Annotated in this window: 14 protein-coding genes and 1 pseudogene; all 15 read right to left on the reverse strand. The window is 53.0% G+C overall.

The window, feature by feature from the left end; translation table 11 throughout:
- Positions 1-5 precede the first annotated feature (5 nt).
- Entirely contained in the window at positions 6-677 is a 672-nt protein-coding gene (locus AB7E14_RS01160; RefSeq protein WP_316962628.1) for a DsbA family protein, read from the reverse strand.
- Between the two features lie 63 nt (positions 678-740).
- Positions 741-938, reverse strand: a complete 198-nt coding sequence (locus AB7E14_RS01165; protein WP_044257294.1) for a DUF4762 family protein — start codon at positions 936-938, stop codon at positions 741-743.
- A gap of 82 nt (positions 939-1,020) precedes the next feature.
- The gene (locus AB7E14_RS01170) at positions 1,021-1,689 is read right to left on the reverse strand and encodes a transcriptional regulator (RefSeq protein ID WP_044328422.1); all 669 of its coding nucleotides are present in this window, start codon (positions 1,687-1,689) and stop codon (positions 1,021-1,023) included.
- A gap of 23 nt (positions 1,690-1,712) precedes the next feature.
- Complete coding sequence (locus AB7E14_RS01175) at positions 1,713-2,147, reverse strand: fimbrial protein (RefSeq protein ID WP_428169289.1); 435 nt, start codon at positions 2,145-2,147, stop codon at positions 1,713-1,715.
- Positions 2,148-2,164: 17 nt separating this feature from the next.
- Entirely contained in the window at positions 2,165-2,908 is a 744-nt protein-coding gene (locus AB7E14_RS01180; protein ID WP_044264050.1) for a fimbrial biogenesis chaperone, read from the reverse strand.
- Between the two features lie 42 nt (positions 2,909-2,950).
- Positions 2,951-5,425 (reverse strand): fimbria/pilus outer membrane usher protein, encoded by a 2,475-nt coding sequence (locus AB7E14_RS01185; RefSeq protein ID WP_044257386.1) that lies wholly within the window; start codon positions 5,423-5,425, stop codon positions 2,951-2,953.
- A 63-nt stretch (positions 5,426-5,488) separates the two neighbouring features.
- On the reverse strand, positions 5,489-6,037 hold the full coding sequence (locus AB7E14_RS01190; RefSeq protein WP_042999111.1) for a fimbrial protein: 549 nt from the start codon (positions 6,035-6,037) through the stop codon (positions 5,489-5,491).
- Positions 6,038-6,105: 68 nt separating this feature from the next.
- Entirely contained in the window at positions 6,106-6,636 is a 531-nt protein-coding gene (locus tag AB7E14_RS01195; protein ID WP_042999110.1) for a fimbrial protein, read from the reverse strand.
- 423 nt (positions 6,637-7,059) lie between these two features.
- Complete coding sequence (locus tag AB7E14_RS01200) at positions 7,060-7,536, reverse strand: type II toxin-antitoxin system YhaV family toxin (protein WP_316962667.1); 477 nt, start codon at positions 7,534-7,536, stop codon at positions 7,060-7,062.
- A gap of 4 nt (positions 7,537-7,540) precedes the next feature.
- Positions 7,541-7,876 (reverse strand): type II toxin-antitoxin system PrlF family antitoxin, encoded by a 336-nt coding sequence (locus AB7E14_RS01205; protein ID WP_042999108.1) that lies wholly within the window; start codon positions 7,874-7,876, stop codon positions 7,541-7,543.
- 214 nt (positions 7,877-8,090) lie between these two features.
- Entirely contained in the window at positions 8,091-8,627 is a 537-nt protein-coding gene (gene napF / locus AB7E14_RS01210) for a ferredoxin-type protein NapF (protein WP_044264057.1), read from the reverse strand.
- Positions 8,624-9,220 (reverse strand): molecular chaperone, encoded by a 597-nt coding sequence (locus AB7E14_RS01215; RefSeq protein ID WP_316962631.1) that lies wholly within the window; start codon positions 9,218-9,220, stop codon positions 8,624-8,626. Before AB7E14_RS01215 ends, napF begins: the two co-directional genes overlap by 4 nt.
- Positions 9,221-9,264: 44 nt before the next feature.
- Complete coding sequence (locus AB7E14_RS01220; protein ID WP_044327723.1) at positions 9,265-10,038, reverse strand: dimethyl sulfoxide reductase anchor subunit family protein; 774 nt, start codon at positions 10,036-10,038, stop codon at positions 9,265-9,267.
- Entirely contained in the window at positions 10,031-10,657 is a 627-nt protein-coding gene (locus AB7E14_RS01225; RefSeq protein WP_042999104.1) for a DMSO/selenate family reductase complex B subunit, read from the reverse strand. Before AB7E14_RS01225 ends, AB7E14_RS01220 begins: the two co-directional genes overlap by 8 nt.
- Before the next feature lie 13 nt (positions 10,658-10,670).
- Positions 10,671-13,026: pseudogene (locus tag AB7E14_RS01230) on the reverse strand (molybdopterin-dependent oxidoreductase).
- Positions 13,027-13,227 lie beyond the last annotated feature (201 nt).

Here is a 13,227-nt window from a genome sequence, read left to right on the forward strand (position 1 = left end):
CGCGGTTATTTATCCTCTTTCAGCAATTGCAGCATGCGCTGCGCAAATTGAGGAAATTCACTGTCCTGGGCGACCACGTAGCGTTTATTGATAATAAACATCGGCGTCGCGTTAATATCATAATGCGCGGTAATGGCCGCCATCGTGCTGAGACGGTTTTTAACCGCATCGCTCTGACGCAGAGTATTAAATTTATCCACATCAATATTGTTTTTTACCAGCCAGGCATTCAATGCCTTCTCATCGGTGAGGTCGACATTACGGGTAATAACGGCGTTATAGGCGCTGTCGCGAACGTTCTTTTCAATCCCCATCTCTTCCAGCGTGGCGAAAATCGGCGCGTAAGCAGCAAGACCGCTGTCTTCACTGGTAATATGAATCGCGGTAAATGAACTGCCCGGCGGCAGGGTCCGGGAAAATTCCGCCAGATTTTCTTCGTTAGCCGCACAATAATGGCAACCGTAAGACATCACCTCGATAATACTGCGCGCGTCTTTAATCGGACTCTGTGCAATTTGTTCTGCGCTGACTTCACGAAAAGACTGTGTTTGTGAGTTATCCGTGGCAAAGGTATTAAAGACAAAAATGTGATAACAAAGCACCGTCATCAACGAAGAGATGACGATCAAACACAGCGAATAGCTGATAATAGTGATGCGTTTAAATTGGGTTGCCATAGTATTCTCGCAGCGGAAAAAATAAACCTGGAGGCGCGGGTACCTCCAGGTCATAGCCAATGATTAGCGGTTCGGAACCCCACCACACTTGCTGGCGTTCGCATCTTTCATTGACGTGGTCGTACCGTGCTTATCCGTGCAGGTTGTCAGTTCCTTACAGGAGGTCACACCACCAATGGTGACGTTCTGATACGTGGTTTCGCAGGTTTTACAGGTTCCGCCCACCACGTTAGCCACTTCGATCGCAGTTAATTTTTTCATCTCTGTTTTCCTTACTTAGGGTTTAATGGGGTGCAATCACTTGCACCGATCGCTCGGCAAATACCACTGCCGAAAAGACAGTTCACGGGTCACACGGCATAATTCCCTTGAACACCGTGAATAACGCAATGTTGTTTCTAATATTCAGTCGTTTCATTAAGTGCCGCTTGATATAGCTCAGGCGTCGAACATCGATATTCACTTCACCGGAAATTTGCGACAGCGATTTCCCTTTGAATATCTCTTCCATCAGCCACCATTCATTGCCGGAAATCGTATAATTCATTTCCCGGTGGTGCAGTCTTCTGCGGGTGTAATTCACTAATGAATAGCTAAAGCAGCATCCCTGGCGTCGTTGGTCCAATAATTCCTGAAAAAAAGGGGTGATATTGGCGAGATTCTCGCTTTTCAATAACCAGTGCGCGTTTGGCAACAGCGCATACAACGTGAAAAACAGCGGCATGTTGTGCTCGCTTAATAAAATGATCAGATTCTTGTTTTCACGCTGATAGAAATTATTCATGAGCTGCAGCGCACGAATCCGCTCATGCGGCAGGCTGTCCAAATCGCAGAGGATCCACAGGCGGCAGTCATCATTCACGCGAGTCTGTAACTGCTTAATCAATTGCGTGTAATCATCCGTTAAGGAATATAAAACATCCGTTTTCTCCGCGAGCAAACTGGCAATCACCGTTTTGATTCCTTGCGAAAAAAAGAGATCTTTGTTGTAAAGAAAACACTGATACACCATGCCTCAATATCCTTTTGATGACGCTACTGATAGTTCAATGTGTAGTTCGCTGTGGCGGTAAAAGGTCCGGTGGTCAGGGTGCCATTTGCTAAGGCATCCGGCTCAGCCTCCACAAATGCCTGGAAGTTAAGCCGTAAAGTGGTGTCGCTGATCGCGGCCGGACGGGTCGCCACATTCAGGCAGTCCTTCAGATACAATTTGAAGCGTACCGGCTCACTGCGATCGCCCGCCTGGCGAAAATTCTGCGCGCTGATCTCGCCCATCTCGACGTCCTGAATACGCCCTTGTGTCATCAGCACACAGGGGGAGGCAAACACGGTGCCGTGAAACCGGACAATGCCGCTATCTTCGCTGACATGTTCCTGAGCGCTATGCTGTGGCTGCGCCGGCACATCCGCCCCGCACTGAAACGCCACGCCCATCGCAAGGAGGGCCACCGTGAATAAAGGATTTTGCATTGTCAGGTTCCTCCTGGTTAGCCCTGTTGCGCCGGTGGAAGCGCTTTGCAGGTATTGCCGTCGCAACGAAACTTCAGCTCCGGGTGTCCGCCATAGTCGTTCACGTACATCATGGAAAACTGGCTGACATTTCCGTCCGTTACCGCAAACTGCTGGCTCGATTTGGGCGCGATCATGATCCCCGGGAATTGGGTGATCTTCTGTCCGGCCCCTTTGGACAACCCAAGGATCGTGACGTAGTAAGGCGTTGGATTCTGTACCGTCATCTGGTTGCCGTTTTTCTGGAACACCACCTGGTCCTGCCAGATTTCACTCCGGGTCTTCGGGATCACCGCCGCCGGGCGGTAAAACAGCTTGATACGCGACTGCATGGCCAGTTGCAGCGTATTCGGTTTATCCGGCTTCGGCGGGATCTCCCGGACATTGAGGTAGAACAGGCTTTCTCTGTCCTGCGGCAGCTTTTCGATCCCGGCGGTTTTGGTGACGCGCGCGATCCCTTTTTGCCCCCCGTTGATTCGCTGTAGCGGCGGTAACACAATCAGCGGCGAGGTAATCTTGTTGCCCTTTTCATCCTCGACCCACGACTGGGCGAGGAAGGGAATATCCGGGCTGGTATTGGACAGATTGGCGCTCGATGAGGCCTCTTTCTCCGTAATAATGACGCGGGTCCGATCCAGAGAGACCCCCGCCTGCGCGTAGCCGCCAATCATGCTCAGCGCCCACGCCGCCATCAGATATCCGCTATGTCTTTTCTTGCTCATTTTTGGCCTTTTATTACAGTGAGATAACTCGTTCTGTCGGGATTAACGACACGGCAGAAGCGTGTTCGCCGATCCGTTGTTTGCGCCTGGCGGGATCGTCACCTGACATTGCTGTTTACCGCCCCACATCACGTTCAGCGTTTCGTTCGCATTGACCCCCGCAAGCCAGGCTTGCCCGTCTTCCAGCACCATCGCGACGCTTACGCCATCGGTGTTGTAAATTTCCGCGCCGAATGGCGGGACGCTGCCATCCGTGAGGCGTAGCGTCCCCATCATCTTCATCCCCTTCGCCATACCGAAGGCCTGATAGCCAATTGCGCCTTCCGTCAGGGTTGTCGTGCTGATGGCTTTTGACGGTTCGATGTCGCTGTCCATCGCATCCACATCCACGCGGGTGTCAAAACTGTTGTAGCTCACCACATCCGGCACCACGGCAATGCCGTAGCCGTTAGTCCGCGACTTCTTGCCGTTAAGCGGCACGCCGCCAATGCCATTGGTATCCACCATGACGCGCGCCGTGTTGATCGTTGCGCCGCTGTTATGCATCGCGGCACCGTGGCGGGTTGCCGTGAAGCCACCGCGCAGGGTCGTGCTCAGCGCCATGTACTGGCTCTGCTGATAGCTGGCATTGGTATTGATTTCCGCCAGTTGCGAACGATGCTGGTAATAGCCGTCAACGCTGGCGTTACCGCTCTGGCTGGCACCGGCACGAATACGCCACAAGTTGTTGTAATCACTGTTGTCGGTGTAGGACGCCATCGGACTGGTTTTGCCGTTGTTGGTCTGGATATCCAGACCCGCCCATTTGTTGTCGCCAATCGGCACCGACAGCGAGAAGGAGATCGAATCGTCTTTGCGCCCTTTGTAATCGGTACGGTAAGCGGAAAGGTTGGCGGTGATACCGTTGATGTCGCCAATGCGGAAGGCGCGCCCCACCGACATGCCGTAACGATCCTGGCTACGCTTATCCCAGTAGTTCTGGTGCGTCCAGGTCAGGAAGACGGTCGTCGCCTTCCCTGCTTCGCCAGCCCAGAAGGTTTTATTCCCGGTGATGGTATAGAGCTCTTTTTCACGCCCGATGTGGTCGTATCCCTGATAGCGTTCATCGAGATACTGCGCCATTGTGCGGAAGTCTTCCTGCGAGAAGCGGTAGCCCGCAAAGGTAATAGAGCTGTTGTATTCGTCGAAGGTTTTCGCGTAGCTCAGCTTGTAAGAGGTTCCTTTCAGCCGGTTGCCGTCTGGCTCACGGCTCCACGACTCGGTGGCGTCAATGGAAATAGCGCCAAACGCATAGAGATCGCGCCCGATACCCAACGACGCCGCGGTGTACTCTTCACCTGAAGACTGTAAGCCGCCATACAGCGACCACGCGTTACTGACCCCCCAGGAGAAATCGCCGGAAAGGAACGTTGGGCCCTGCATTTTATGGTTGTAACGGGACGGCGTACCGCCTGAGATGTTGTAACGAACGTAGCCCGGACGCGTGAGATACGGAATATTGGCGGTGTTCACCTGGAAAGTGGAGACCGAGCCGTCCTGTTCTTCGACGCGTACATCGAGCGTGCCGCGCACTGAACTGCGCAAATCCTGAATGTTGAACGGCCCGGCGGGTACGGTCGTTTCATAGATGACGCGCCCACTCTGGCTGACGGTCACTTTGGCGTTAGTACGGGCGATACCATGAATTTCAGGGGCATAGCCCTGTAACGCCGGTGGCAGCATCCGCTCATCGCTGGCAAGGTTGACCCCGGTAAAACGCACGGTATCGAAAACCTGCGAATTCAGGTAGATCTCACCCAGCGTCAGTTTCGCCGCCATCATCGGCAAAGGACGGTAGGCGTAGATCTGATTCCAGTCGAAATCGAATTGATGGTTCTGGCTGTAATAGCTGGTCTGATATTCACCGCGCACACGCCAGCCGCCGATGTTCGCGCCCGCCTGGCCATAGCCTGAAACCGCGCTGTAGTTTTCCTGGCCGTTGAACTGGCGGGTGAGTTGCCCGTTGAGGCTGTAGTCAAACAGAAGACCCGCGATCCCTTCATCCCAGCGCTCAGGCGGCGTCCAGTTCGGATCGTTATACTTCATCCACGCCTGCGGCACGGTAATTTCAAGCACGCCGGCATAGTTGCTTAATTTCGCCCCTGGCAGACTTTGCAGGGAATAGCAGTTCTCATAGAGCTGGGTGACCTGCGCGCGGGCCTCATCTTTCAGCGCCAGTTTGTCCAGCAGGTCGCCGCTGATGCACGGCAGCGTGCGCTTGCCTTCAGGAGCCTCGATATAACGAATTTTCTCCTGACCGACCGGCTGACCGTTAATACGGATATCCAACAAATAATCACCAGGCGTGACATAGTTGTCGGTTGCAAAACGCGACAGATCAATCTGCGTGCGCTCCGCTGCATCCAGGACATCGGTATTAAACTCAACGCTCTCCTCAGCACTGGTTGTCGCTGCATAGCAGCTATTCATTACCAGAAGAGCAATCATCGTTATAGGGGTTTTTATTTTTACCGACATGATTTTCATCCCGAATAAATCCGTTAAAAACGTCCTGCTTCCTGCCAGGTTATTGTTATGCTGTTAGTGGTAATCCATAAAAAACTGCGCAACGGCAGTAAACTCGCCCGCTTTTATATATTTTTGAACCGGTACCAGCGATGCGGAAAATTTTAAAACGTTATCGGTCTCGCTCAGTTCATATTCCGGAGAGGGTTGACCCAGCGTTAATATTTCACCCTGACTGTCACGTAGACGAATACCAAAGCCATCGGCGTCACCACTGACTAATAATGTGGTGGGATCGGATGCCGCCGCATTACCCATAAAAGTGACCGAAGCATAAGGATAAAGTGAACCATCGTTGCCTCGTTTCACCACGGAACATCCTGTCAGGCGTATCAACACTGGCCGCGTAATATTGCCTTCATCATTACGATTAATCAGGCTGGCAGAAACATTCCCAAACTCAACCTCTATATCCCGACTGTTCGGGTCAAGGCTGCATGCCGCCTCAATCAGTTCACCGCTCATGGCTAATTTACCCGGCGTGACGGTGGATGCTGAAACCGAAGCCGACCCGACCAGAGCGCAAAAATAGACGGCAATGAGGAGCGTATTATTTATTTTCACTTTGTCCCTCCCTGGTCTACGGTGGAGAAAGTGCGGGAACACGCCCCGCACTCATCACTTCAGGTCAATTACTGGTACGCAATCTCGAAGTTCACGGTGGACTGGAAGGAACCAGCAGCCACGGTTGCGCTTGCGCTTTCTGCTTTCACATAGGCCACAAACGGAATGGTGTTGGTGCCATTAACCAGCTGGACAGGTGTTGTTGCAGTGCCCCACACCACATCCTGGCTGGCGCTGTCACGCAGGCCGATACCCGCACCAGACGCGGTGCCGGAAGTAAAGGCCGCCAGAGTGGCGTCAGTTGGGTTGGTGCTGGTCGGGGTGTAAGTCACTTCTGCAGTTTGCGCTACCGTGATGTCGCAGTGCTGCAGTTCGATGTTCTGGTGTACGTTTCCGGCGCGAGCACCGTTAGCCAGTGCAGAAACAGGAATCTGACCAAAATCAACGGTCACCGGGCTTGAACCTGGTGCCAGACCACAGGCGGTATTTACCAGTTCACCCTGGAATTCAATCACACCGTTCGTTGTGTCAGCTAAAACAGACATAGAACCCAGAGCGGCGCTGAACGCAACAGCCATAGCAACTTTATTCATTTTCATAACAATTTCCTGTTTGTACCAATATCCTGAGAAATAAAGAGTCATCACGTCGCATTCGTTATTTCGTCCTGCTGTAATCAACTCTTGGTTTTGTTCTGGAAATGTCCTGGTAATAATTAAAAATGCAATAATATTAATTACCACCACTCCTTTGAACTGATGAAAATGCTACCAAATCAAAATTTCCACACAAAGCACTACATTTGCTGTGGGATAGATACGCATTGTTAACTCGCAGGGAAAGGAAAGGTGGATTTATATCTCGCGAAGTGGTGTGATAAATCCGAAATACATGACGGGTTTTTAGAAAGAAAAATTTGAAAAACAATGAGGAGATTAAGATTATTCCCGATAATACCGGAAATAAAATAATGATTCAGTAAATTATTGGAATAGTTAAGGTGAAAGTATCAACAGTAGAGCTCAAAGATGTTCCTTCCCGTCGTTTTGACAAGCCTGAAGCAAACTTAGCCAGTCGTCGGGTGGATTCCCCTCATCGAGCATTTTCCCGAAAATCTTATAGGCATCGGTCTTGCTGCCGTAGGTGCGCAATGACCCTTCATCATTCACCCATGCGATGACAATGATCTTACCCTCGAGACTATAACGGAAAAATAAGCGATACCGTCCTCCACCAAACTTCGCTCTCGACCAGTCTGTATAAGCTTTCCCTATACTGTCGCCAGGCCGGTAAACAGAAGCTCGGGGTTCGTGGGTAATGTTGGCAATGGATTTCAATAAATGCGCCAGCACCTTGGTCTCTTTCTTCTTCTGGAAAACAATGGGATCTGGAAACCTGTGCTTAAGGTCTTCAACACGTGCGACCAGCGCGTTGTATTGATCGATAAAACAGGGATGAGCATAGATCGTCCACCCGTTCAGCCATGTGGGAAAATCCATTTTTTCAGTCTTCGTCGCTGATTTCATCATCAAGATTGACGTCGATACCATCAACCAGTTCATAGCCACGGGATAAATCCAGCTTCTTCAGCGTTTGTGGGTTATTCGCCACATCCTGTGATAAGAAGTCCAGGAATGATCGCATCACACCGTCCTCCGTTGCTTCACTGTATTTTGAAAGCAGTACTTCACCCGTGGAAAGCAATGTGTAATGAATACGATCACCACTGCGAAGATGTAAAGCGTCCCTGATCGACGCAGGGATAGTCGTTTGATGTCGTTCCGTCAATTTAGAATCCGCTTCAATGGCAATGTCTTCAGAGCGAACATAGGCGAACATATTTATCCCTTTGCGTTACTGTGTACAAATTTTAAACGCATTGTAGGCTCGCCAGAAAAACAATGCAAACGCATTGCAATGTAGTTGCATTGTTAGCAAAGAACTCACTGAGCTGAACGTTACACTCAGAAACTCGCAATGACAAAGGATTCAAAGCCTATAAAGGAGGAAAAGATCAAAACGGGAAGCCGTCTCGCAAATCCGGGCGGAAGGATTATTTCAGACTGACGGCATCAACATGACACTGTACCCGGCATTCACCGCAGCCGGTACAACGCTCGCTGTCCAGCACAGGGATCCCCGTCGCGCCGAGGGTACAGGCCAGTTCGGGGCATGCCTCAACACACTGGTTACACGAGCGCACCGGATTAACGCAGGCAGCGCTGAACGTTGGGCGCAGGCCTGTATCAAAACGCGCCTGTACGCACAGCGCGTCACTCGGGCATGCGACAATGCACGCCCCACAGCCATCGCAACTGGCATATTCAATAGCCAGTTGCGGGTAGCCGTCTTCGTGACGGGTCAGAATCCCCATCGGGCATGCATCGATACACTGGTTGCAGCGGGTACATTGCGCGATGAACTGCGCATCAGGCACGGCTCCCGGCGGCAACGAATGCGCAAGTTGAGGCACTGATACCCCCTCCGGCGCAGTGTGCTTTGCCGCACTGACAAACGCGCGAAACAGTCCACGCCGACTGACGTGCCGATGCGTCATCAGCGCCTGATAATATTTCTCTGACTTGTTCATCCGAAGTACAGCCGTTTCACCGCAGGTTGTAACGCGCGTTGCAGCTCCATTTCCTGCAGATAACACGCCGTTACGGCGGCAAGACGCGCATAGAACGGGCTCACCGCGCTGTCCTGCACGCGTTCCAGATAGCGATATCCCCACGGCAGCAGATGCACTGCGAATAATTGATTTACCGCCGCGTCTTTACCGACCTCCAGCAGCGCACTACTGGCTAACAGCATCAGGCCAAACTGATCTTCGGGTTCGCTCTGGCGCGAGTCAAATGCCATTCCCTGCGACTGTAAAAACGCGCGGTATTCCGCGGTGGTATCGCCCATCAGCAAATTATCGCGCTCCAGCCAGACGGAACCCCATGGCGGCGCGGGCATATCCCCTTGCCCTTCGAACAGCACGGAAAATTGCCACGCCAGTTCTTCATCATCCGGCAGCGGCCAGTCAGCACACAGCCTGGCAATCTGCACCGGATCGCGCCACGGATACAGTTCGGGCAGCATGGGCAGACTGTCGAACAACGCTTTCACCTCCGGTCGTCCGGGAGAGTAATAAAACAGTGCACCGAGGATCCTCGGTAATACAGCATCGGGGGTCATCTCTGGCTCCTCCTGAAAACAGAGCGGCCGAAGCCGCTCACAGGTTACATCGGTAACGTCCACAGATTGTAGAACGCAATCCTGCCCACTAGCTCAGCCACGATGACGACCACGGCGGTCATCGCCAGAACCGTGACACTGGACTTCAACCGCGCCCAGGTCACCACCCCAACAATGCCTAGCGCCAGCAGCGCCGCTTGTGCGGTAAACCAACTGGTTTGCGCCGCCGTTAACGCGTCGTCCGCACTCATCAGCGTCGACACATAACCCGGGCGCAGGCAGAAACTTACGAGTATCGCCAGTACGCTCACCAACAATCCCAGACGCAGCCCGAACAGCCCGGCCAGAATGCCGCCGCCAATCAGCGGCGTCAGCACCATCATCACCGTCGTATACGAGGTGCGCCAGGTAACCACCGTCGGCAACTGGTAGATTTGCGGGATCGCCAGAATAAAGACCACGCCCACCACCGCCGCCAGCCATACCAGCGCTTTACACAGCGCAGTCGCGCCACGGTTAAGCAGCAGACCGAGAGAACCCAGCCCGCCAAGCGTGGCAAACACTGCCGACAGTACAATTTCGTTGCTCATCGGCGAATGACCCACGCGCAGCAGCATATTCAGCGCACGCAGCGGTTGTCCGACGTGGATTACCCCCAGCAGCACCCCAACCCCAAACAGACACATGACACAGAACAGGCCGATGGCCATCCGTCGCGCCTCGATCTGCCCCAGGGTGCCGCCAATCAGCAGCAGAATAAATGCCCCCACTGCGCTTTGGGTAAAGACGGTAAAAAAGACCAGCGGTAACTCATGCATGGCGCACCTCCCCCATGTTCATAATGGCCCCTTCCTTATCGCCCGTAGGTTTGGCCTTCGGATGCGGCTTAATGATGAGGTTAGGATGGGTAAACGACGCGGCGGGTAGTGGCGCAATTTCGTTCTCGCTACCGTATTTCGCGCGCAGTTCATCGATTGGGCCGAAATCCAGCGCTCGCTGTGGGCAAGAATCCACACAGATGGGGCGCAGATTCTGCTCCAGTCGGTCGAGACAGCCGTCGCATTTGCGCATGACTTTGGCCTTAGCATCAAACTGCGGCGCGCCATACGGGCAGCGCATCTCGCAATAGCGGCAGCCCACGCAGATACTGTCATCGACCAGCACCAGACCGTCTTCTTCACGCTTGTGCATCGCGCCGGTCGGGCAGCCTGATACGCAGACTGGCTCATCACAGTGGTTACAGGCGATAGAGAGGTAGTAGGTAAAAGTGTCGTTGTGCCAGCTTTCTCCTTCTTTCACCCAGCTTCCGCCGCCGTATTCATAGACCCGGCGGAATTTCGGGCCGACGTCCAGATCTTTATTATCCTTACAGCTGACCTGGCAGGTTTTACAGCCTGAGCAGCGCGAGGAGTCAACATAAAAGCCATACTGTTTCATTGCGGATCACTCCTTAAGCGCGTTTGATTTCAACCAGGTTGGTATGCTGCGGGTTCCCTTTCGCCAACGGCGACGGCAGATGACTGGTCAGGGTATTGATGCACCCGCCAACGTCCACACCGTTGCTATCCAGACGGGTCCACGCCCCCTGTGGCATCGCCACCACACCCGGCAGAATCCGCTGGGTCACCTTGCAGGGAATCGCCACCACGCCGCGATCGTTGAACACATGCACCAGATCGCCAGAATTCAACTGGCGTGCGCTGGCATCTATTGGGTTGATCCACACTTCATCCGGTACCGCTTCATGCAGCATCAATACGTTGGTATAGGTTGAGTGGGTATGGCCTTTGGTGTGAAAACCGCTTAACTGCAGCGGATACTTCGCGGTCAGCGCTTTGTTCAGATGCGACTCTGTCACCGCGCAGAACTCCGGTACCGCCGGGATGCGATCGCCTTCCGGCAGCGTCCACGCTTTCGCGAGATCGGCCAGCGCCTGCGAGTAGATCTCAATCTTGCCGGACGGCGTGGTCAGCGGATTGGCCACGGCATCGGCACGGAAATCAGCAAACGCCAGGCTCTGTTTGTCGGTTGCGATGCGCTGGTCAACGACCCCCATCTCTTTCGCCACCGACCATTCCGGCAGGTACGGACGTTTCTCGCGGATCTGCTGATAGTGCATTTCTGCCCACTGCGCCTGTGTCCGCCCTTCGGTGTACTGCTCACGCAGCCCCAGATGCCCGGCGATATCAGCACAAATATCGTAGGTGCTACGTACTTCCCACATCGGCGTGACCGTTTTCTGCAAGGCGATCATGTAGTTGTGAGACCCCGTGGCATAGGAGCTGTCCACCAGATCTTCCGCTTCGAGATAGCTGGTTTCCGGCAGCAGGAGATCGGCGTACTTCGCGCTCGGCGTCATGTGGTTTTCAATGACGATAATGGTTTCGCACAAACTTTCATCCGCGAGAATTTTGCGCGTGCGGTTGGTTTCACCGTGCTGATTCAGCAGCGTGTTACCGGCCTGGTTGAAGAACAGCTTGATGCCGGTTTTCAGTTTATCCGCCCCCTTCACCCCCATCGTGGTGGCCGTCATCATTTCCGGGCGTTGAATCGCATCCGTCCACAGATAGCACGGAATGGAGGTCTTGATCGGGTTGGTCAAAATCGGTAACAGCGGTACGCCATAAGGGGTGCCATAAGGCCAGTTACCGTTATTGGTACCCGGCAGGCCAAAGTGGCCCGTCAGTGCGGGTAACGTCTGAATGGCGCGCACGGTTTGCTCGCCGTTAGCGCGTCGCCGGAAGCCCCGTGATCTCCGCCGCCCATTCCGGCGTTTTAGCGATACCGTCATCACCTTTACCGATCACGTAGTCTTTATAGCTGGCATTCGGCGCAGCGCCTTCAGGCAGCGTACTGCTGTCATAGCCCACGCAGTACTTATTGACCTCGGCTTCATTGATCAACTGTTCGGTAATCAACGTATGCGCGATACCGGCCACCAACGCGGCATCGGTCGTCGGGCGAATCGGCAGCCACTCGGCATGCTCGGTAACTACCGAGTCGGTATAACGCGGATCGATAATAATCACCCGCGCTTTCGAGGCTTCCAGCGCACGACGTAACTCTTCCACCTGTCCGCCGCCAGACATGCGCGTTTCAGACAAATTCAGACCAAACAGCACCACCAGATCGGAATGCGCAATTTGCGTAAAGTGACTTCCGACATACACGCCGTGAGTATAGGGCGTTGCGGTGGCAATTTGCGCCGTGGAATAGGTGTTATGATAATTTAAATAGCCGCCGGTAAGATTTAGCAGACGTTTCCAGGCAGGTGTGCCCTGGGTATGATAATAAGCGCCCGACTGATAATTATAATAAATTGCCTCACGGCCATATTTTTCCGTCACGCGTTTTAATTCTGCAGCGATAAATGCTGTCGCTTCGTCCCAGGAAATACGTTTGAATTTCCCTTCGCCACGTTTACCTACGCGTTTCATCGGATATTTAATCCGGTCCGGACTATATACCCGCCAGCGACTGGAACGACCGCGCAAACACGGACGAATCTGATGTTCGCCAAATACCGCGTCGTCTTTTGCATCCTCCGGTTCAATACGCACGATGCGGTCATCTTTAACGATCACTTTCAGCGGGCAACGGCTGCCACAGTTGACCAGGCAGGCACTGTGGCGAACGGTTTCGCCATTGCCGCCTTGCGCAGGAGCGTCGGTCGTTTCAGCCTGCGCGGTGGTAGAGAAAGGCAACGTAATCGCGTTACTGAGTGCAACAGCGGCACCTATTTTTGCGGTGCCTGTCACCGCATCCCGTCGGGACAGCGTTGTGTTTAGCCACTTTTTTATTTCCATCTTTTTTCTCACATTGCATCCATAGTTATTATTAATAAGTAATCATATAGGGCTAAACACGGCTGATGGTTGATTATGATCAAACGCGCTTTTATGGAAAAATAAAGTGGTAAATCCATGACACTCTTATCATTTTTCATCTGATAAAATGCTGTGATTTAACTGAAGATGACATTTTTGGTAACATATTAGAGATAAAAA

The organism is Citrobacter sp. (assembly GCF_050252275.1).
In the GTDB taxonomy this organism is placed as follows: domain Bacteria; phylum Pseudomonadota; class Gammaproteobacteria; order Enterobacterales; family Enterobacteriaceae; genus Citrobacter_A; species Citrobacter_A amalonaticus.